Annotated in this window: 18 protein-coding genes; 8 read left to right on the top strand and 10 right to left on the bottom strand. The window is 65.8% G+C overall.

Annotation, left to right across the window (positions count from 1 at the left end):
• Positions 1-11 precede the first annotated feature (11 nt).
• Positions 12-1,007 (bottom strand): alpha-ketoacid dehydrogenase subunit beta, encoded by a 996-nt coding sequence (locus tag AB0I12_RS25045; RefSeq protein ID WP_359933925.1) that lies wholly within the window; start codon positions 1,005-1,007, stop codon positions 12-14.
• Positions 1,004-2,080 carry a pyruvate dehydrogenase (acetyl-transferring) E1 component subunit alpha gene (gene pdhA / locus AB0I12_RS25040; RefSeq protein ID WP_359933923.1) on the bottom strand — a complete coding sequence of 359 codons (1,077 nt, stop codon included), beginning with the start codon at positions 2,078-2,080 and terminating at the stop codon, positions 1,004-1,006. Before pdhA ends, AB0I12_RS25045 begins: the two co-directional genes overlap by 4 nt.
• 111 nt (positions 2,081-2,191) lie before the next feature.
• Here pdhA and AB0I12_RS25035 point away from each other — a divergent pair, with 111 nt between their 5' ends.
• Positions 2,192-2,785: a TetR/AcrR family transcriptional regulator gene (locus AB0I12_RS25035; RefSeq protein ID WP_359933921.1), complete on the top strand. Its 594-nt coding sequence runs from the start codon at positions 2,192-2,194 to the stop codon at positions 2,783-2,785.
• Between the two features lie 11 nt (positions 2,786-2,796).
• Here the strand turns inward: AB0I12_RS25035 and AB0I12_RS25030 are convergent, their stop codons facing one another.
• Together AB0I12_RS25030 and AB0I12_RS25025 are read right to left on the bottom strand one after the other, a co-directional pair.
• Positions 2,797-3,477: an alpha/beta hydrolase family protein gene (locus tag AB0I12_RS25030; protein WP_359933919.1), complete on the bottom strand. Its 681-nt coding sequence runs from the start codon at positions 3,475-3,477 to the stop codon at positions 2,797-2,799.
• Entirely contained in the window at positions 3,474-4,436 is a 963-nt protein-coding gene (locus tag AB0I12_RS25025; protein ID WP_359933917.1) for an NADP-dependent oxidoreductase, read from the bottom strand. Before AB0I12_RS25025 ends, AB0I12_RS25030 begins: the two co-directional genes overlap by 4 nt.
• A gap of 324 nt (positions 4,437-4,760) precedes the next feature.
• Here AB0I12_RS25025 and AB0I12_RS25020 point away from each other — a divergent pair, with 324 nt between their 5' ends.
• Entirely contained in the window at positions 4,761-7,532 is a 2,772-nt protein-coding gene (locus AB0I12_RS25020; RefSeq protein WP_359933915.1) for an AAA family ATPase, read from the top strand.
• A 3-nt stretch (positions 7,533-7,535) separates the two neighbouring features.
• Here the strand turns inward: AB0I12_RS25020 and AB0I12_RS25015 are convergent, their stop codons facing one another.
• Both AB0I12_RS25015 and AB0I12_RS25010 read right to left on the bottom strand, forming a co-directional pair.
• Entirely contained in the window at positions 7,536-7,892 is a 357-nt protein-coding gene (locus tag AB0I12_RS25015) for a hypothetical protein (RefSeq protein ID WP_359933913.1), read from the bottom strand.
• 57 nt (positions 7,893-7,949) lie between these two features.
• A complete protein-coding gene (locus tag AB0I12_RS25010; protein WP_359933911.1) occupies positions 7,950-8,456 on the bottom strand; it encodes a carboxymuconolactone decarboxylase family protein in 507 nt (168 codons plus the stop codon).
• Positions 8,457-8,949: 493 nt separating this feature from the next.
• Here AB0I12_RS25010 and AB0I12_RS25005 point away from each other — a divergent pair, with 493 nt between their 5' ends.
• Both AB0I12_RS25005 and AB0I12_RS25000 read left to right on the top strand, forming a co-directional pair.
• Positions 8,950-9,318 (top strand): hypothetical protein, encoded by a 369-nt coding sequence (locus AB0I12_RS25005; RefSeq protein ID WP_359933909.1) that lies wholly within the window; start codon positions 8,950-8,952, stop codon positions 9,316-9,318.
• 1,485 nt (positions 9,319-10,803) lie between these two features.
• Positions 10,804-12,852 carry a hypothetical protein gene (locus AB0I12_RS25000; protein ID WP_359933907.1) on the top strand — a complete coding sequence of 683 codons (2,049 nt, stop codon included), beginning with the start codon at positions 10,804-10,806 and terminating at the stop codon, positions 12,850-12,852.
• 1,062 nt (positions 12,853-13,914) lie between these two features.
• Here the strand turns inward: AB0I12_RS25000 and istB are convergent.
• Both istB and istA read right to left on the bottom strand, forming a co-directional pair.
• Positions 13,915-14,733 carry an IS21-like element helper ATPase IstB gene (istB, locus tag AB0I12_RS24995; protein ID WP_359933905.1) on the bottom strand — a complete coding sequence of 273 codons (819 nt, stop codon included), beginning with the start codon at positions 14,731-14,733 and terminating at the stop codon, positions 13,915-13,917.
• Complete coding sequence (gene istA / locus AB0I12_RS24990; RefSeq protein WP_359933903.1) at positions 14,733-15,971, bottom strand: IS21 family transposase; 1,239 nt, start codon at positions 15,969-15,971, stop codon at positions 14,733-14,735. The genes istB and istA overlap by 1 nt, the downstream gene beginning before the upstream one ends.
• Positions 15,972-16,147: 176 nt before the next feature.
• On the opposite strand from istA, the gene AB0I12_RS24985 reads away from it, so the two are divergent.
• The 4 genes from AB0I12_RS24985 to AB0I12_RS24970 all read left to right on the top strand — a co-directional run bounded on the left by AB0I12_RS24985 (position 16,148) and on the right by AB0I12_RS24970 (position 19,399).
• Positions 16,148-16,477: a hypothetical protein gene (locus AB0I12_RS24985; protein WP_359933901.1), complete on the top strand. Its 330-nt coding sequence runs from the start codon at positions 16,148-16,150 to the stop codon at positions 16,475-16,477.
• A gap of 31 nt (positions 16,478-16,508) precedes the next feature.
• Positions 16,509-17,813, top strand: coding sequence for a hypothetical protein (locus tag AB0I12_RS24980; protein ID WP_359933899.1), 1,305 nt, complete (start codon positions 16,509-16,511; stop codon positions 17,811-17,813).
• Positions 17,814-17,841: 28 nt separating this feature from the next.
• Positions 17,842-18,825, top strand: a complete 984-nt coding sequence (locus AB0I12_RS24975; RefSeq protein ID WP_359933897.1) for a hypothetical protein — start codon at positions 17,842-17,844, stop codon at positions 18,823-18,825.
• Between the two features lie 412 nt (positions 18,826-19,237).
• A complete protein-coding gene (locus AB0I12_RS24970; protein ID WP_359933895.1) occupies positions 19,238-19,399 on the top strand; it encodes a helix-turn-helix domain-containing protein in 162 nt (53 codons plus the stop codon).
• Between the two features lie 248 nt (positions 19,400-19,647).
• Here the strand turns inward: AB0I12_RS24970 and AB0I12_RS24965 are convergent, their stop codons facing one another.
• Entirely contained in the window at positions 19,648-19,917 is a 270-nt protein-coding gene (locus AB0I12_RS24965) for a hypothetical protein (RefSeq protein ID WP_359933893.1), read from the bottom strand.
• A 137-nt stretch (positions 19,918-20,054) separates the two neighbouring features.
• The gene (locus AB0I12_RS24960; RefSeq protein ID WP_359933891.1) at positions 20,055-20,222 is read right to left on the bottom strand and encodes a hypothetical protein; all 168 of its coding nucleotides are present in this window, start codon (positions 20,220-20,222) and stop codon (positions 20,055-20,057) included.
• Positions 20,223-20,387 lie beyond the last annotated feature (165 nt).

The following is a 20,387-nucleotide window of genomic DNA, read 5'->3' as shown; positions in this document are numbered from 1 at the left end:
GAGCATCCGGCTCAGGGCATGCGGGCGACCGCGGCGAGGGTCTGGCGGATCGCGGTCGCGGCGTCCTCTGCGGATGGCAGCGCCGCGCGTTCAAGGTTCTTCGCATAGGGGAGCGGTACTTCGGCCATCGCCACCCGACGGACCGGTGCGTCGAGCTGGTCGAAGGCGCCGTCCGAAATGGTTGCGGCGATCTCGGCGCCGATACCGTAGGTCAGCCAGTCGTCCTCGAGGACGACCGCCGCGTGCGTCTTGCGTACCGACTGAACGATGGTGTCACGATCGAGTGGCCGCAGACTGCGCAGATCGATGACTTCGGCATCGATGCCCTCCGTTTGCGCCAGCTTCTCGGCGACTTCGAGGCCAACCGCGGCCATCCGCGAGTAGCCGATCACGGTGATACTGCTACCGCTCCTGGTCACTGCCGCGCGGCCGATCTCGGCGGGTTCGTCGTCCTCGGGCACCTCGCCCTTGGTGTTGTAGAGGGAGAGGTTCTCGAGAAACAGCACCGGGTCGTCGTCTCGGATCGCGGCCAGCAGCAGCGCCTTCGCGTCCGCGGGGTTGCTGGGGGCAACGACCTTCAGGCCGGGAACGAACGCGTAGTACAGCTCGACGTTCTGCGAGTGCGTGGCGCCGAGTTGCTGGCCACCGCCTCCCGGCGTACGGATCACCATCGGGACACGGCACTGGCCGCCGAACATCCCGTGAATCTTGGCCGCGTGGTTGACGATCTGGTCCAGCGCGAGCAGAGAGAAGTTGATCGTCATGAGCTCGACCACCGGCCGGAGGCCGAGCATTGCGGCGCCGACCGCCGCACCGGTGAATCCCTCCTCGGAGATCGGGGTGTCCCGGACGCGCTGCTCGCCGAACTCGGCAAGCAATCCGGCCGTGATCTTGTACGAGCCTTCGAAGACGCCGATCTCCTCGCCGATCAGCAGCACTCGCTCGTCGCGAAGCATCTCGGAGCGGAGAGTGTCGCGGATGGCCTGGCGGTAAGAGAGCACGGTCATGCGCCGGCCGCCGTGAACAGCGGTTGCGCAGGAAGGCGCTCGAGGTCGTTGGGGACCGGTGTCGCGTAGTTGTAGTTGAAGAGTGTGCCGACATCCGGCGCAGGGCTCGCCTCGGCGAAGTCCACTGCTGCCTGCACCTGCGCCAGGACCGACTCGTCCAGCTCCTGCCGACCCGCATCCGTGAGGGCGCCGATCTGGAGCAACTTGTCACCGAGTGCGAGCACCGGGTCCGATGCGCGCAAGGCCGCGATCTCGTCCTTGGTCCGGTATGCGGCGGGGTCGACGACCGAGTGTCCGCGGAGGCGCGAGCTCATTGTCTCCAACAAGAACGGGCGGCCTTCGCGGGCCGCTGTGATCGCGCGGGTCGCGGCTTCCCGGACCGCGAGCACGTCGTTCCCGTCGACCCGCGCGCTCTGCAGCCGGTACGCCGCCGCCCGCTTGTACAGCTCCGGTTCGGCGGATGACTTCGCCACGGTCGTGCCCATGCCCAATTGGTTGTTGACCACGACGTATACGATCGGCAGGCACCAGAGCGCGGCGAGGTTCAGTGACTCGTGAAAGGCGCCGGTATTTGTCGTGCCGTCGCCCATGTGGCACATGACCACTTCGTGGCTGCCGCGGTAGGCGATCGCCAGGGCAGCGCCGGTTGCGAGCGGGAGTTGGCCGCCTACGATCCCATAGCCTCCGAGGAGCCGGGACTGGACATCGAAGAGGTGCATCGAGCCACCCCAGCCCTTGGACACTCCGTCGCGGCGGCCGTACAGCTCGGCCATCACCCGGCCGGCGTCGATGCCGCGCGCAAGTGCGTAGCCGTGTTCACGATAGTTGGTGAACAGATAGTCGTCCGGTGCCAGCGCACTCATCAGCCCGACGACGGTGGCCTCTTCGCCCAGGTTGAGGTGACAGTAGCCGCCGATCGCGGCCTCGGTGTAGGAGCGCGCGGACCGTTCCTCGAACCGCCGGATCAGGAGCATCTCTCGGTAGTGCGCGACGAGCTCGGAGTGGTCGTTGGCCGATTCGGATCGTGGCTTTCGCCGGCTCCGCGCGGATGTGCGGTTCGCGGCAGGGGACATGTTCGGTCCTTCCCGGAGAGGTGGGTCATACGCCGGTCGGCGTCGCTGCCCGGACAACAATGACACTGAAGCGTATCATTATGATGGCTGGAACAGATCGAGAGGTAATGGATGAAGAAGGCAGCGGCTGAGGACATGCGCAAACGCGGGCGGCCGACGGGGGACGAGCGGGCGGCGCGCAGGGAGCAGATTCTCGATGCGGCGATCGACTTGTTCCTTGAGTCCGGCTATGGCGGAGTGACGCTCGACGGCCTTGCGGCGAAGGCCAGAGTGACTAAGAGGACGATCTACGCGTATGTCGGCGACAAGGCAGCCGTGTTCGAGGCGGTCGTGAGCCGACTGAGTCAGCAGGTCCTGCCTGACCGTCGATCCGACGGTCTCGAGGCGCTGGCTGTCCGGTTGGTGATGACGCTGCATTCAGACACCGCGATCAGCCTGCACAGGATGGTGATCGCCGAGTCCGCGCAGTTTCCGGAGCTCGCAGCCGGGTTCTACGCCAGCGGACCGGAGCGGTACATGGCCAGGCTGTCGGAACTGATCGCCGAGAACGTGCCGGACTCGGAGGCGACGGCCGAGCAGCTGTTCGCGCTCCTGCTCGGCGAACCGCACCGACGCCGGTTGCTAGGGCTGGAGCCGGCGCCCACACGTGCCCGGGCAGAAGCCCTCGCCCGGGCTGCGGTTCGGGCGATGGGGCTCGACCACTGAGCGGGGTCAGCTCACGGCTTCAGCAGCAGCTCGGCGAGTTCGTCCGGGGCGAGAGTCATGACGTCGTGGCCCGACGCGATCTCCGCCGTTCGCCAGCCGAACGCCTTGGCCAGTCCGGCGAACGGCATGGGTCCGCTGGGCGTGCAGACGATCGCACGGCAGGGAATGCCGTCGACGGCTCCGCTCAGGCGGGTGGGCTGCGAGAACGTCAGCCGTGGCTGGGGCCTGAGCCGTTCCTCGAGCCAGGCGGTCTGCTGTGGCTCGACGACGCCGACCGAGCTCGCCGGCGGGACGGCGATCAGTCCTCCGGACGTTGCCGAGTTGACCCACGCCGTGAAGAAGGCGGGTGCGAGCGAGTCCAGCGACTCGCCGTCACCGCCTGCCCACGCGTCGATCAAGATGAGCTCCTTGATTCGGCTGGAGAGGCGGTCGGCGGCTTCTCGGACCACCAGACCTCCATAGCTGTGACCGACGAGTACGACGTCTTCGAGGTCGTGCTCCAGCAGGACGTTCATCACGTCCACAGCATGGGTCCGCAGATCGATCATCCCGGCGCCAGGTTCGGCCTGTTCGCCGAGACCACTCAGCGTCGGGGTGAAGACGTCATGTCCCGCGTCGCGCAGGCGCTGCGCAACGCGGCTCCAGCACCAGCCGCCGTACCAGGCACCGTGTACCAGTACGAAAGTGCTCACTGTCCCTCCTCATGGTCGATGGTGAGTACGACCTTCCCGGTGGTTCTCGCTGAGGCCATCAGTTCGTGCGCCTCCAGCGCAGCGGTCAGCGGGAGTTCGCGGTCGACATGGACACGTAGGTCACCGGCCTCGATCAGCTCGCCCAGATTCTCGAGTCCGGCCGCGTCGGGCTCGACCAGAAAGGCAGCGGCGCGGACACCGAGCTCTGCGGCCCGCAGGCCCATCCCGGGCGTCCAGGCGCCCTGGCTGTTGACCATGAGTCCACCCGGGCGAAGGCACGTCATCGTCTGCAACGCCTGCTCACCGCCGAACATCTGAACCACGAGATCGACGTCGCGGATCACTTCCGGGATATCGCTCGTCGTGTAGTCGATCGCCTCGTCGACTCCCAGGCTCTCGAGGAAGCGGTGTTTGGCTGCACGTGCTGTGCCGATGACGTGGGCACCATGGGCTTTGGCGACCTGCACCGCCAGGTGACCAACGCCGCCTGCTGCCGCCGTGACGAGGACTCGCTGACCAGCCTGGACCTGGCCGACATCCACCAGCATCTGCCAGGCCGTGAGCCCAGCCAGCGGTAATGCGGCCGCCTCCACGAAGCTGAGGCCTGCCGGCATCAGCGCGAAATGGCGCGAGGGTGCCGTGACGTATTCGGCATATGCGCCGGCCTGCCGAGGGAACCAGGGCATACCGAAGACCCGGTCGCCGGGCCGGAACAGCGTGACGCCGTACCCGATCTCCTCGACCACGCCTGCCACATCCCAGCCGTTGACGAACGGGAGCGACAGGACTCGGTTGTAGGCGACACCCAGCCTGGTGTAATGGTCGACCGGGTTCACCCCGGCGGCCGCTACCTTCACCAAGATCTCGGTCGGGGCCGGCACCGGCCGATCGACCTCGATCAAACCGCAACTGTCCGGGTCATCGCCCCACACGCCTTGCTGGAATGCTCGCATCTTCATGATCTACAGCTCTCTCCGTTCGATGTGGTCCTTGTCGGGATGCGGCTGTGACGGACACCCCGACGGCGGTGTGAGCACGCCCACGCTCGGGCGATTTGCAGCCTAGGCGGCCAGATGCTGAGCCGGATCCGTCAGATGACCGGGCCCATGGCGCGGCCGGGCAGCAGGGGCAGCCTGGTCGGATGACAGATACCGCGATCAATCCGTGGGGCTAAGCTCGGAAGCTCCCGTGTCGGTGAAGGGAGTCCGGTGTCAGGCTGCGAGGTGGCTCATACGTTGATGAGGAGCGCATCAGCCACCGTCGGTCGAGCGTAGCGTTCACCTATGCTGTATGGCAGACGAGTGGAGAAGGCGGCGATCGAGCGCCTGATCGACGGGACGCGAGCCGGGCAGGGCGGATCGTTGACGCTCTCCGGGGTAGCGGGAGTGGGAAAGTCAGCGCTGCTGGACTTCGCGGCTGAGCGCGCGGTTGGCGCGACAGTGCTCCGCACCACCGGTCTGCAGAGTGAGGCGGAGTTGCCGTTCGGTGCGCTTCACCAGTTGCTCCGTCCGTTGCTGGCTCGCATCGGTGTCCTGCCTCTTGCGCAAGCCACAGCCATTCGCGGCGCCTTCGGACTGATGCCGTTGCGGCCGACCGACCCCGTGCAAGTGACCCTCGGTACTCTGACGTTGCTGTCCGAGTCAGCGAGCGAGCAACCGGTGGTGTGCCTCGTTGATGACGTTCAATGGCTGGATCGGCCGACTGTCGATGTGTTGTCGTTCGTCGCCAATCGCGTTCAGGACGAGCCCGTTATGTTGCTCGTGGCAACACGTCCTTCCAACGCTGTGCCGCTGCCGGGGACGACAGAGAGGCGCGTGGAAGGCCTGGACTCGGAGTCTGCTTGTGAACTGCTGGCACAATGTCATCCGGCGCTGTCGCCTCAGGTCGCCGAGAGGATCATCCGGGAGACGGCGGGCAACCCCCTCGCGCTGACCGAGCTACCTGGAGCGATGTCAGAGGGACAGCAGGCGGGGATCGATCCGATGGTCGGTCCACTGCCGCTGCCCGAGTGCATCCTGCGGCATTATGCGAAGCAACTGGCAAGGATCGAGGAACCAACCCATCGGCTTCTCCTGACGCTCGCGGCCGACGACGCCGGCGACCTCGCCACGGCATTGCGCGCCGCGCGGACGTTCGGGGTGGGCATCGAGGCGCTCGACAGCGCGGTGGACGCAGGCCTGGTACGGACGCACGACACGATTGCCGGGCAAACAGTGATCTTCCGGCATCCTCTGCTCCGGGCGGCGGTGTACAGGTCAGCGCCGCTGGGGGAGCGGCTCTCGGCTCACCGGGCCCTCGCCGAGGCTCTCGACCCAGACCTCGAGCCGGACAGGAGAGCGTGGCAGCTGGCCGCTTCTGCTATAGGTCCCGACGATGTTGCTGCTGAGGAGCTGGAACTCAGCGGCCTCCGGGCCCTGCAGCGGGGCGCCCCTTCGTCCGCGGCTGTGGCGATGGAGAAGTCTGCGCGGTTGACCTCCCTGGCCGAGAGTAGGGCGCGTCGCTTGGTCGGGGCCGCCGATGCGGCCAACCGGGCTGGATATCCGGTGCGGGCCGAGGCGATGGCCGACGAGGCCGAGCAGTTGGCTGAGCTCGTGGTGACCCGGGCGCGGATTCGGCGCCTGCGGGCGCAGATAGCCTTCGACAGCGGCGAACAGGGGACGGTGCACCGCTTGCTCATGACGGATTGGGAGCAAGTCGGGGCCGAGGATCCGGAGCTGGCCGCGGTCATGCTGGTCGATGCCGCGAAGAACGCCTGGTTCAGCAACGACCCGGAGCGGGCTTCGCAAGCTTCACACGCCCTGTCTGCCGTCGTACTTCGGCCGCAGAGCCCGTGTCTCCCGTTGGTTCGCACAGTTCTGAGACTGACCGATCAACTGGAGACACTCTCCGGGGCGGACTCGTGCCACCGGCCGATGGGTGAGCCCGCCGGGTACCTGCCCGGTAAGCAGGAGGAGCCCCTGGAGCTCGTACTTCGTGCCGTGGTGTCGATGGCGAGCGCCGATGACGCGGCCGCGATCGAGGCGGTCGAGGGCGCTGTTCAAAGGTGCCGTGCCACGGGACGCCTGGATCTCCTGGTGCTGGCGCTGCAGGTGCTTGCAACGCTTGACGTACTGGTCGGGCGACACCAATTCGGAAGGGCGAATGCGACCGAAGGATTGGAGTTGGCGAATGCTCTCGGCCTGACCAACCGCAGCTGTCATTTCCAAGCCTTGCTCGCATGGCTCGATGCGGTTGCCGGTCGGGTCGAGTCCTGTCGTGAGCTCGCTGCACTGGCGCTGGGACACGCCGAGGCCCGGGGGATCGCTCCGACCATCGCGTTCGGCCGGTGGGCATTGAGTCTGCTGGAGCTGGGTCTCGGACGGCCTGCAGAGATCTTGGATCAGGCGCGGCCCTTGGTCCGCGGTTCCATCGAGCATCCGTTGGTGACGGTGATGCGCACCCCTGACCTGGTCGAGGCCGCAGTCAGGCTCGGTCGCGCCGACGAGGTGAAGGAGAATCTGGATCAGCTGAGTGCGTGGGCGGCATCGAGCGGTCCAGTCCGCGCACGCGCGCTCGATGCCCGGTGCCGTGCGCTGGTGGCCGAGGATCCGGACGATGCCGACCGGCTCTACGTTGCAGCGCTCGCCTTGCACGACGAAGCGGACGACACCGGCCAGTCCCGGCCGTTCGATCGTGCGCGTACTCAGTTGCTGTACGGCGAATGGCTGCGGAGACAACGTCGACGCGTCGAGGCACGGCGACCACTGCGCGCCGCGCTGAACACGTTCGAACAACTGCGGGCCGAACCGTGGATGCGTCGGGCCGAGAGCGAACTCAGAGCGGCCGGGAGCGTCCGGCGGACCGGCGGAGAGGCGTCGAAGGCGGAGTTGACCCCGCAGGAACTGCAGGTGGCACGACTGGCCAGCGAAGGAGGGAGCAATCGGGAGATCGGTGCACAACTGTTCCTGAGTCCCCGCACGGTCGGGTACCACCTGCAGAATATCTTCCGAAAGCTCGGCATCCGTTCCCGGGTCGAACTCGCACAACTGAACGTCTTCGATGCGGACCATTCTTGAGGATCAGCGGCGAGAGGCAACCCGCAGGGCCGTCGCGGTCACGAGCAGGAGGGCCAGCGCGCTGAGCGACCAAGGCCCACTCGCAGCGCCGCCGAGCTCTCGATCGACGACATGCGAGATCGCATGGACGACCGCGGCCACGGATCCGCCGAGCAGGGCGACGAAGACGGCGTCGGACCAGAGAACCGCGCCCAGCAGCGAAGCGCCGATGCCGAGCTGGAATGCGCCGGCATCATGGAACAGATGCAGGTTGAATGGCGGAAACTCGGCGACAGTGTCGTAGAAGTTGTGCGGCCACAGCAGGGCCCAGATCCCGAACACGATGAAGAAGACCGCTCCGAACAAAGTGGTCCAGGTCACGACCGCGCGGATCCCGTGCCCTCTTTTCGGTGAGGCAGACTCGGGTGTCGCCATTCCTCAAACCTCCGTCGGCGTCGGCGGCAGCGGAGTTCGGCTGCACACACTCAACCGGTTGAAGGCGTTGTAGACCGTGACGATCCAGACGATGGCGCCGTACTGCTCGGGAGTCAACACGGCCAGCGCCTGGTCGTAGACGTCGTCCGGAACCTCTTGTGTCCTGCAGAGTCTCGTCAGTGCCTCCGCCAACGCGAGAGCGGCGCGTTCCCTGCCGGTGTAGAGATCCGCCTCTCGCCAGACCGCGAGCAGATCGATCCGCCGGTCGGTCTCGCCGAGATGACGTGCTGCGTGCGTGTGCATATCGACGCAGAACACGCAGCCGTTCAGCATCGATGTCCTGATCTTGACCAGCTCGACCAATTGTTTCTCCACGCCGGCGTCGGTCGCGGCCCTGTCGGCGGAACGGTTGAGAGCCAGCAACAGCTCGTACGCCTCAGGCGCCTCAGGAATAACTTGGATTCTCTCTGCCATGATCGGACAGTAGGCCCGATCCGGCAGCAGCGGCATCTGGCGTTCGACCGGATATCGTCCCAGGCGCGAACCGGGAATCTGAAGGGTGCACGTCCGACACGTGGGGCGATGCGCCAGCGGGCCGTCGGCGTGTTGTCCGACCGCTGGCGCTGGCGACGAACCGCGAGCTACTCGTGAGAAGACCCGCCCGCCGGGCCGACCCGCCGATACAAATCCCCAACCACACCGTCAACAGCTGGTGCACGCCAGACAGGCCGTCTTTCGACAGTTATTCACTACGGCTAGAGCGACACGTGGACCCAAATGCGGGGTCCGCAGATCTGGCGCCCGCCGGAGTATCGCGGAGCGCGCGCCCGCGTCGTGAAACAGACGCACGTCAGATATCACATACGGGACTGGTCAAGTGACTGATGTACCGGAGCGATCCTCGAACTACTCTCATTACGTCTTGAGGTGATGAGTCTCGCATGCTTCGCGGGGCGCGCGTCAGAATGGGAGAATTACATTGAGGCCGAAGAGAGCCGCACAGATGATGCTCGCAGCGGTCGTCGTGGGGGCTATGCTGCTGACACCCCAGACGGCATTCGCCGAAAACACCGGCTGGGTTTATACCAGCGACGGAAATCCGGGTGGGAAGGGGGTGTTCGACTCGAGAAGAGACTACATGAACGTCTGTGACGAGCAGGCCGACGGTTATGGTGTGGTTGGAACGATCACGAACTCGTACACGGGTAAACAGCTCGCCTACCTGCGCAACTCGCAGGGGGCGGGTTTCTGCAGCATTCGAGGTTTCGACGCGAAGATTCCGGAGAATATTGGCGTGATCTTTACGGTGTGTCTCGTCAACGGCCGCGGTCCACTGAGGTTCTGTCATGCCGTGACCGACATCGTTTCCTAGCGGCATATTCCGAATCGCTGGTGACTCTGCATCAAGGTGGAGCAGATAATTGGACAAGATGAATGAGATTGCGTGCGACGGTGTGTGCCGCGCCATGCAAATCTCGTTAATCTGTCGTTACGAAGTGTCCGGCGGCCACTCGTTCTGAAGCTTCCGAATCGCGCGGACTCCACGTGCGGGTGCAGCGGGAGTGAAGGCGATCTGAAAGCTGCTTGGGGTTCGACGTTCCGAGGCGCTGCAGCCACAAGCGCCTGAGCTGTCGAGAACCGCCCGGATACAACCACTTCGTCGGCAACGAGGGCATGTGTGACGCGGCCGGCTGCGGGATCCGGAACATCGGCGACAAGTTCGGTGGGTCGGCCAACGATCAGCTCGCATCGTTCCAGGTTTACGGGAACCGTGACGTGGTCGGGCTGTACGAGCACGAGCATTACAACCTGTTCACGAATGGCAGGCAGGGGTTCTGTAGAGGCAGTATGTCCGACATGGGCAGTTATATGTGGAAACGCACGACATCATTGGTCGTCTACGCCTGCCGAGGCTCGGCGACGAGGCCTGTGCGAGCCCGATGGCACGGGGGACCTTCGGGCTCGCACGTAATGGTCACGTCGGTCTTGGCGGCCGGACGTTACGCTGGTAACGAGATCGTGATCCAGGGATCCGCTCGTCTCGATGTCGCGCAACACCAACCTGTCCAGTGGACCTGAGATTTCGCGTGGTGCCCTAGGGCACCATCCAAGGCCGGTCGCTTCGGAGTCTCGAGCGGGTCGGATCCACCTGACCATGGCTCCGCCCGGGCGCGGCAGCAGAGGGAATACAGGGCAGTCGCCGCTAGCACCGGATCCGAGCGCGAGATCGCACCGGGAAGGCGGTGTTGCACGGTGCCGTCGTGCGGAGCGTTGACTACTGACAGCGATGCTGGCACGCTGCGGGGGAGCCTGTTGAAAGGATCTGTCCGGCAGGGGTGGCTGGGCATGGGGGACGTGACGCCAGAGAGCTCCGGTGGCGTCACGGATGGGGGGAGCATTGAATACGCACGTTCGACGGCGCCGCTGGGGCGCCGTACTTGTCGTTGTCACAACCCTGTTCGGCATTGCACCTGCGACCGCCGCGTCGCAAGGGAGTGTCGCGGCGCCTGTTGTTCTGGCGCCGTCGACTGTCGCATCCGGCGAGTACGTCAAGTGGTCCGGCATGGTTCCTGGCAAGTCGCGGCGCATCTCGCTGCAGCTTCGATCCACCAAGAGCTCGCGATGGCTTGTCGTCGCGTCGCTGTCGAGCTCATCGTCCGGTACCTACAAGACACAACTCCGGGCGCCGGCCGAAGGGCGCTACCTGGTGCGTGTCGTGGCGTCGGCAACTCGGACTCTTCCGGTCGTCGTGTCTGCCGCGCGGCCGTTGGACGTCGTTCAGCAGCGCGCGGTTCTCGAACTTCCTCGGTCCGTCATCGCTGGTGAATCGGTCACTGCCCGGCTCCAGTTCAGTCCTGTGAGACCCGGCCGTTCCGGCTTCCTCCAGGTGCTGCGCGCCGGGGCATGGCGGAACGTTGCCAACGGCAAGCAGAGTGCCGCGGGAGTGGTCACGTTCGAGCTGAGTGCGGGCAACTCTGGCAACTACCTCTACCGGGCCTACGCTCCTGCCTTCAACGGCGCCGCGGCCGTTGTCAGCCCGCCTCGAGTCCTTCGTGTCACTCCCGCTGCGGTCACCGTGTCGCCTGCCGCCGAGCCGCTCACCGCCGCAGAGCAGGCACGCCTGCTGACGTTCGATTCCACGACCGGGGCAGTTGTGTTCAGCGGCACGCCGCTTGCCGGGGTTGCTGCCGGGGACGTACTGGTCGCCGGCCCGTCAACGGTCGCGCCGGATGGGTTGCTCCGCAAGGTGAAGTCGGTCACCACAACCGGCGGTACGTCGACGTACCAGACCTCTGCGGCGACGATGCCGGATGCCATCACAAACGTCCCGGACGGGTTGTCGACGATTCCGCTGAGTGTCCTCTCGGAGAACATCACGTACGTCGATCCTGGCGTGACGGTTCAGAACGCCGTGTCGTCGAGGTTGCCGTTTCCGGGTGAGCGTACGGCAGAGGGGCTGAGGGCAACTACCCAGGCGCTGCGAGTCAGCGGAGTGGACCTCCGTGGCGAGATCAAGATCCCCAACACGAACCGCAAGGCCGAGGTTGCGCTGAGCGGGACTATGGATGTGACGCCGACGGCCACGCTGCAGTTCGACATGAACTGGGGTCAGGTGACCCGGGCCGAGATCCGCGCCGGCGCCGTGATCGACAGCTCGCTGAAGACGACCGTCAGTGCATCCACCGGCGGACTTCTCGAACTGGGTGACCACGGCAAGATCTCCTGGGATCTCGTGAAGGGGCAGTGGTACTACTGGGGCACTGCCGGGCCCGTTCCGGTCGCCGTACGTCTCGACTTCGCATTGGTCGCCGAGCTTGACGTCACCGGGAAGGTCACTGTCGAGTGGCGGTCGACGACGGCAGGCACACTGACGGGTGGTGTTCGTGCGACAGCGCCGAACATGGCATTGGTGTATCCGGTCGTCACCGTTCCCTCTTCGGACAACGCGGTCAGCCTTGGTCTCGAGGGATCGGTCAACGCCTTCGTAGGTATCGACGTGGCTGCCTTCCTGTACGGGGCTGTCGGCCCGTACTTCAAGGGCGGCGTCAAAGGCAGTATCGCGGCGTCGATCGACACGGCCGGCCGACGATCGTGCGCGGTCACCGTCGGTCCGGACGTCGAAGTGGGTCTCAAGACGGCGTTCACCATCCTGGGCGCTGAATGGAAGGGCTTCTTCCGGCCGAACTTCGATCCCTACTATCGGTCGAACCTGTGCCCGGCGCCGCCACCGCCCCCTCCACCGCCCCCTCCACCGCCACCGACCGGGCCGGAGCTCGACATCACGCCGTCGTCCGGCCGGGCCGGATCGACCTACTACGTCGGATCGTCGACACCATGCCCGACTCCGCCGGCGGGCTACGCGCAGCAGGTCGATGCCTGGCTCAAAGCCGAGAACGGAGCCGTCCTGAATTTCACCGGTTACGGAATTCCGGATGTCCACGGCCGGTGGTTCCTAGGTGAGATCGTTCCGTATCAGCGACAGTTGGCCGGGGACGGCTGGTTGTACAACGACGCCGCGCCCGGCGTTTACGACGTCGTCGTGGAGTGCCAGGTCTACTCGTTGTCGGAGCCGGAGACACCTCAGACTGTCCTCACCTACAAACCCGGGAAGTTCGAGGTCACGGGACCGTCGCTGCGGATGAGCATTGCGCCTGGGGGCGTCGCGCCCGGGAGCACAGCGCATGTGTCGAGTGTTGACCCGTGTGCTGCCGGCCAGACAGTCAGGCTCTTCGCGCCATGGCTCTTGGGCGAGGGCAGCGAGGGGATCGGCGCGGAGACAGGTCCCGACGGTTCATGGACCATCGACATGCCTGTGCCGGCATCCGCCATACCCGGACGGTACGAGATTCTCGGCACCTGTGAAGGAGGCAACAACTACGCCTCGGCCGTCCTGACCGTGACCTGAGCTCTCGCCGCTTCGACGTCTTTCCTTCTGTGCACGGCCACGGGCGGTGGTACAACCCAATGGGAGACATGAGACGTCGAATCCATGGCCGTGTCCAAGGAGATCAGTGTACGAGCGCGGCGAGGCCGACCAACGCCGCGAGAACGACGAGGACGCAGTCGAGTGCGTAGGGCGCTCACCGCGGTTGGGGGAACGGCGTACTCGGTCGACGCCGCGCGCCGGCCGCGGCGCTGTCGGGCCTGACTCGGGCGATGTCTACGGCCGCGAACCTGGTCGCTCCGGCCAGGTTCCGCCGCGGACCTGTAGAAAGGATGCTTGCGATCCGGCCCGTCGCCATCCCCCGGAGCTGCTGTGGCTCGAGGTTCAGCCCCACTCACTGCGTACCCTTTGTGAGGGTTCACAGGTCGAGATGTTCTGCGGTCGCCAGGGCCGGCCTGCTCCGTCACTGCTCCGTCGGACGCTGAGAAGTGTCGATCACTGATGAGGGACGATGAGCAGCAAATCCCCAGGTCAGAGTGCATTTCGACGCATTCTGGCCGCCTGCGCGGTTCAGCACCACCGAAATCTACACCATCTTCGAAGACGCTGCCGGACCGAGTGCTCGGTGAGCCGCGGGGGCAAACTCTGCCAGGGGTTCAGTAGTCAAGCCCTGCCGCTGCGATGGCTGTTGGCAGGCCTGGTTCGTTGCCGCGGACTCCGTTGTTGTCGTCGCGTTCCACATGCTCGGCGCGGTGAGCCCGCTGCGATTTCGGCGCGGGCCGGCTCGCTCGCCGCGATGACGACCGACGACACCTGTCGAGTGCAGTGGGCGGCTCGGACACTCGTCCGACTGGTTGCGCTGTCTGGCGGCCAGTTGCACTAAACGCGCAGGGCAAAGTCCGACGCCCTGATGCACGTGCGCTCCAGCAGATGATTCGGGCGTCTCTGCGGCCAGTTATGGCCGACGCACCGGTCGCCTGAGCCTCGACTGCAGCAGCGTGCGTACTGCAGGGAGCGGCCCTGTCGGCGGCGCTCCATTGCTGGTCGGTTCCGGCGGTTGAAAAGTGAGCGGTTGTGGGCAGTCTAGGACTCGGTTTGGTCTGTGGTGGTGCGGATGCTGGGGAGGCTGTCGATGCCGCGTCCGCGGAGTCGGTAGCTGGCCCCCTTCAACGTGAGGACGTCGGCGTGGTGGACGATCCGGTCGATCATCGCGGCGGCGACGGCTTGGTCTCCGAAGACGGCTCCCCAGCTGGAGAACGGCAGGTTCGAGGTCAGGATCAATGAGGCGTGTTCGTAGCGGGACGAGACGAGCTGGAAGAACAGGTTCGCGGCGTCTTGTTCGAAGGGCAGGTAGCCGACCTCGTCGACGATGATCAGCCCGTAACGCCGCAGCCGGGCGAGTTCTTGGGGGAGTTTGCCGGCGCGGTGGGCGTCGGTGAGGCGGGTGACCCAGTCGGTGGCGGTCGCGAACAGCACCCGGTGTCCGTGCCGGGCGGCCGCGACACCCAAAGCGGTGGCCAGGTGGGTCTTGCCGGTGCCGGGCGGCCCGAGGAGCACGACGTTGCGGGCCTCGGTCAAGAATCCACCGGATGCGAGCGCGGCGACTTGCTGGCGGATCGTGGGCTGGGCATCGAAGTCGAAGTCCTCCAGCGTCTTGACCGCATCGAAGCCAGCGGCACGGATTCGTAGTCGGGCGCCGGATGAGTTGCGGGCGCTGACTTCGCGTTCGAGGACCGCGGCGAGGTAGTCCTCATGTGTCCAGCCGGCGTCTCGGGCTTGGTCGGCCAGCCGGGTGGCGGCCTCGGTGATCCGGGGTGCTTTCAGTGCGGCGGCGAGGTAGGTGATCTGCTTGACCGCCTCAGTGCTCGCAGCGGCCTTCACGGTCGGCTTGGTGGCGGCCATCAGCTGATTCCTTCCTCGGCGGTGAGCCCGAATGCGCGGTCGTAGTCGCTGAGATCCCGGGCCAGATCCCGGGCCAGATCCCGGGCCAGGTCGTCTGCGCTGGCGTCGGCGCGGGGTTGCTGGAACTGCTTGCGCAACCAGGCGGCTGTCTGGACATGGACCGGGTCGGTGATGGTGGTTCCTCTGGCCCAGACGCGGGGGTGTTCGGCCACGACGCGGCCCTCGCAGCGGACCCGGACGCGGTCGAGGTCTGCGGCGACGTCGACCATCCGGCCGATCACGGCCGGGTCGACGGAGTAGTCGTTGGTGTCGAGCCGGACGTAGTAGTCACGGCCCAGCCGGATCTTGTTGCGCCAGCCCAGGTGCAGCGGGATCGGCGGCAACGCCAGCATCGCCGCCCGATCGGCGTCGACCAGGTCGGCCGGTGCTGCCTTGATGGTGCGCACCACCCGCGCGTTCGCTTTGGTCAGCCAGTCGGTGAACTGGTCGTTGAAGTCGCCCGGTGAGGTGAACCTCCGGCCGGGCATGAACGAGGTCTCGAACCAGCCGTTGCGGCGCTCGACCAGGCCCTTGGACTCCGGGTCCTTCGGTGGCAGCAGCACCAGCTTGGTGGCCAGGGTGCCCATGAACGACGCGACGCCCTCGGCTCTGCGCTGGCCGCGGCCGATGCCCGGTTCGTTGTCCCAGATCAGCCGACGTGGGACCCGGCCGAGCTGCTGGATCAGCTCCCACGTGCCCAGCAGCAGGTCCTCGGTCTTGCGGGTCGGGATCATCCGGCCGGTACTGAACCGCGAGTACGCGGCGGTGATCACCAGCACCGGCAACAGCTTCGCGGTCCCGTCCTCGAGCGGGATCTTGCGCGGCGGGAACCACAGATCACACTGCGCGGCATCACCCGGCAACCAGACCAACCGGTCCGACGGGTCGACCGGCCGATGCTCAGGCCGCAACCGTGCCACGTTCTCACGGAACCACCGGATCGACCCCGTCCACCCCACCCGCTCGGCCAGCACCGTCGCCGGCATGTCCGGAACCTCGGCCAGCAACGCCCGCACCGCCGGCTCGAACACCGTGAACGACGTCGGCCCAGGCCTGCGCACATACCGCGGCGGCGCGTCCGAGTTCACCGCCTTGATCACCGTCGTCCGCGAGATCCCCAAACGCTCCGCGATCCGCGCCTTCGGCACCCCCTCAGCCGCCAACCTCCTGATCAGCGCCCAGTCCTCCAAAGTGATCACTCTCCAATCGTCGAGTGCTCACTTTTCACCGCCGAAAGTGTTCAGTTTTCGAGCGCCGCCGACAGGCCCCGAAACGTTGAACTCTCGGACGTGTCCGGCGGTTATCCACAGATTCGTTCGCGCCGGGTCGATCCGAGTGTGTTCCGGGCCATCTTTCCTGTGACGAGAGGAAACACATGAACAAGTTCGAAGTACCGGCACGGGTTGCAGATTCGGTGAATCAGGCTGAGACAAGCGTCCAGGTGCTGGAGGTGAAGGAGCCTGATGGTCGGTGGGCGATGACGGCCTTCAGTAGGTTTCGGGTCTTTCAGTTGCTGGGCGTGCCGTACGAGCCGTGTGACGGAGAGCTGGAAGGGGCCCCGGCTGAGCTGCTCGATGACGCGGCGAGCGAGGTCGATCGGCTCGAGGTACCGATCGACGCACTGAGCTGGCGTCTCGCTCTGGCCGATGCGTTGAGGGCGGCGGCCGCCGACATCCGGATGGTCCGGGATGCGCGCGACGTATGAGGACCTCCTCCGAGTCGCGCGGAGGGACGCGGTGGTCGCGTACAACCTCGCCGCGGCCGACCCCACACACCTGATCGCCGGCTGGCAGGCGACGCTGACTGCAGCACGCCATCACTTCCGCTGGCTGCGGCTGGAACTGATCTCAAAGGACTTCACGGACTCGTGCGCCTTCACAGCGAAGGGACCCTTCGCTGCGCTCGCCCGGTCGATTGGCGCTGGAGGTGACCTTCTCGCCACGCAGAATCGGAGCACGCGCAGTGCGTTCGAGGGTAAGGGGGCCCTAGCCGCGGCCCGCGCTGAGATCTCATCGATCACCGGCCTAGCAGCTCAAGCGGTGATGTTGAGATTGGCCAGCAATCAGATGCGGAATCGCGATAGGAGCGTGAGGCTCCTCCGACACCTGGTCGACGTACTCGAAGAACTCGAGTTTCACCGCCAGCTAGGTTCGCCGGACATCGGCGCCTTGGGCAAGGTTGCGACGAGGCTGCCGCCGGCGGCAGTCGACCAGCCGTCTCGGGTGATATTGCTGGCAGCGCGCTGGCAGTCCACGCATGACGCGACGACTCCTGCCAGCGTCTTGAGCCGCGATCTCCGATCGACCACCGCGCAGCTGCGCACGGTCATTGGCTATTGCCTGCATCTGGCTGATCTCCTTAGAAAGCGCGATCCCACCGCCAGGGCGCCTCGCGACCTGCTGCAAGCCCTACATACGGCGGGCGCGGCGACGCAGCGTGTCACGTCGTCCTGGCGTACTCGTGTCTCGGACACGGGCGGTCGCAGTGACGGAGCTGCCGAAGCGTCGTTTGTCGAGCTGCTTCACGCGCTGAGAGCGTGGATGGCAGACGGCGAGCGATTGAAGGGGCCTCGGGCCCTCTTCGTCGACAGCCGATCGCTGGCGGTCGTTCAAGACGTCATCGATGAACTGATGAACTCGGCCTTTCGAGTGGCGACGGTTCATCAAGAGACCGTGGCCTGGCTCGTTCAAGGTGGGCGGCTGTACGTCCCCAAGGTCGAACTCGCCAAGCGCGACCCCTGGTTCGACCAACGGCCCACACACTGGCGGTTGAAGTACCCGCAGCCATGGTGGGTGCGGACGAATCGGGCGTCCTGCTTCGATCAGTTGAGTGCGGACCTGGCAGACCTCACGGGGCAACTGTCAGCCGCTGCAGAAGCTGCGCGGACCATCGCTGGAACCTCCGACCTGTGGCGGGCGTATGGCCCTGAGCATTTCAGCGACCCACCGAGTGTCGACAGGTCGCAATGGCGCTGGACTGAGCCGCCTGGATCAATCGAGCTGATGCTCGCGAGCACAGATCCATCGGGTCCCGAACGTTGAGCTATCTCCGACTCAACTTGGAGGATCGATGGAACACACAAGAGTTACCGCCGAGGAGCTGCGCGATGCGCTGCATACGGCGATCCGTGAGCACAGCTCGGGCGTCGAATGGGTCCGATGGCTGGATGCCTCCGTTGCGCTGTGCAACTACAGCTTCCGGAACGTCGTGCTGATCACACTCCAGATGCCGTATGCGAGTCAGGTGGCCAGGTCGGAAGTCTGGCGGAAGCTCGGGCGGACAGTTTCGGCCGACGAGCAGAACCGGGAGATCCGGATCCTGGCACCCGTGATCCAGCAAGGCAGCAGGAGAACGGTCTACGCGGCGAGCGATGCCGAGTTGGAACTCGAACGAGGCCGATCTGCGCGCGGTGGCGGTCGACTGGTTGGCTTCAAGGTCGCGTCGGTCTGGGACATTTCACAGACCGATGGTCCGGCCCTACTGCCTGCGAGCGCGCCGGCCGGTGGGGCATCCCTGAGCGATCTCTGGCGAGCGTTGGCGCACGAGATCCACTCCGCCGGGCTCATGCTCGTCGAGGGCGATCCCGGGTACAGGAACCTCGATGGGATCACCGACCACCAGGCGCGAACCGTCACCATCAGGAACGGCTTGGAGGACATCACGGCAGTTGCCCGGCTGGCGCACGAGGTCGCGCGCCTGCGCATGCACAATCCGCGGGCCATGGCCTCGCCAGAAGACGTGATGTGCCGGGGAGTTCGCGAGGTCGAGGCCGAGTCTGTCGCGTACCTCCTGATGGCGCACCACGGGTGGTCGGCCGGCGGATCGTCCTTCCAGTACATCGCGAGCTGGGCGGCCGCTGTTAACCGCCGTGAGCCTGAGAAGGTCATCGAGCGGACGGGCACGCGCGTGGTGTCGGTCTCACGCCGGCTGATCGAATCGGTTGATCGCCACGTTCGCCGCGCTGGGCCGAGCCAGCGACATGCGTCGGCTCTCGATCAACTGGCCCTCCGCCGCGACGCGACGGAGCGACCATTTGATGGACCCGCCTGGTGATGGTGAGTCGACATGACCAGTTCAAGAGTTGCGGCACTCCGCCGTGCGCGGCAACGACAAGCACGCATCGAGGCGGCGACTGCGCGTGCGACCAAGGCACAGGCTGAGCTCGACCGAGCGGTCAAGGCGAGATCGCTCGCAGCCCAGCGCCACAACGAACGAGTTCAGGCAGCCGAGGAAGCGTCGGCTGCAGAGGCAGCGGAACTAGCGAGAGTCTGCGGAAGCGCCGACGCTGCTGCCGAGATCCTCGGATGGACGGTGCGTCATGTTCGCAGGGTCATCAAGGCCGAGAACGAGCAAGTAGCAGGAGTTGCGACGAGGCTCGCGAACAAATCGCCGGGGCCAGCGGTTCGGGGCACAAACGGTGGAGGTGACGATGCAGTCTCCGGACACCACTGATCCACTGTGGGACATGGATGAGCTCGCGGCATACCTCAAGGTGCCGAAGGCCAGTCTCTACGCCTGGCGAACTCACAACTACGGCCCACGCGGAATTCGCGCCGGGCGTTACGTGCGGTACCGAAGGAGCGCCGTGCTCGAGTGGGTCGAGCTGATGGAGCGCGTCGACGAATAGCAGACCGGACGTGCCGCCAGTTGCCTTAGCGATGCAACGACAAGGTTGCCCTGGCCGCTGGAACGGCGGGCGAGCGCGGTCAGGTGGTCCGCACGCTCGCCCGCCTGCTGGGGGGTGAGAGTCCTCGTCCGCGAGACGCGCAGGGGATCATCGGGGGTCTCACGGACGAGGACTCGGTGGAACGAGCACGGCCAGGCGGGCATTGAGGAACTTGACCCGCCGGGGGAGAGGATCCGGGCTCGTTTCGCTCAGGTGGGATCGAGGACGATGATCTCGGCCGTCGTCGATCGACGGAGTTGCTCGTACTTGGAACCCATCTGCTCCCAGCGGCCCAGATGTGCCTTCGATGGGATGATCACTGCGCCTATGTCGGGCGCCGCCACCGACTTCAGGAGTGCTTCGAACGCCCGCGGATCCGTCGGGAGCTCCTCGACGTGAATCGCGCCGAGTGCGTAGCCGGCTTGCTCGGCGGCTGTCGTTAGTCGTCGATGGAGAAGGCCGTATTCGTGATCATGCATCCACGGATACCGGCGTACGTATGCAACAGCCACCAGCGAGTGCGGTCGGCTTGCGAAGGTCGCCAGCCTGGCCACTGGCGCAGTGGTAGGTCGAGCGCGCTTCGTAGCGCCTGAATCTGCGGTTCCACGTCGTACGTTCATCGGATCGATCCAGCGCTGCCGACGGTCGCGGACTCGTCCGGCTCGATCGTGACTCGCAGGCCGGAGAACCGTCGGCCGAGCGCACGCGCCTGGGCAGGTGCTGCGCGATGGCTGGTCGTGGAGTCCACGATCGCGAACCGGCCGAACCATACGCGGACTTGCATCGGGACATCTGTCGCATCCGCCGTTGTTGCCTCGTTCACCCTTTTCACTCCCTAGGCCCTGCATGGCGTCGATCGGGTACTCAAAGAGTGGTCTGGACATAAGGGACGGCGGCACCCCAATTCCGGGACGTCTTGGGACTTCTTGTGTTAGCCTCGCTGGGACGA

The organism is Kribbella sp. NPDC050459 (assembly GCF_040655315.1).
Classification (GTDB): domain Bacteria; phylum Actinomycetota; class Actinomycetes; order Propionibacteriales; family Kribbellaceae; genus Kribbella.
This window is presented reverse-complemented; position numbering and strand designations above follow the sequence as displayed.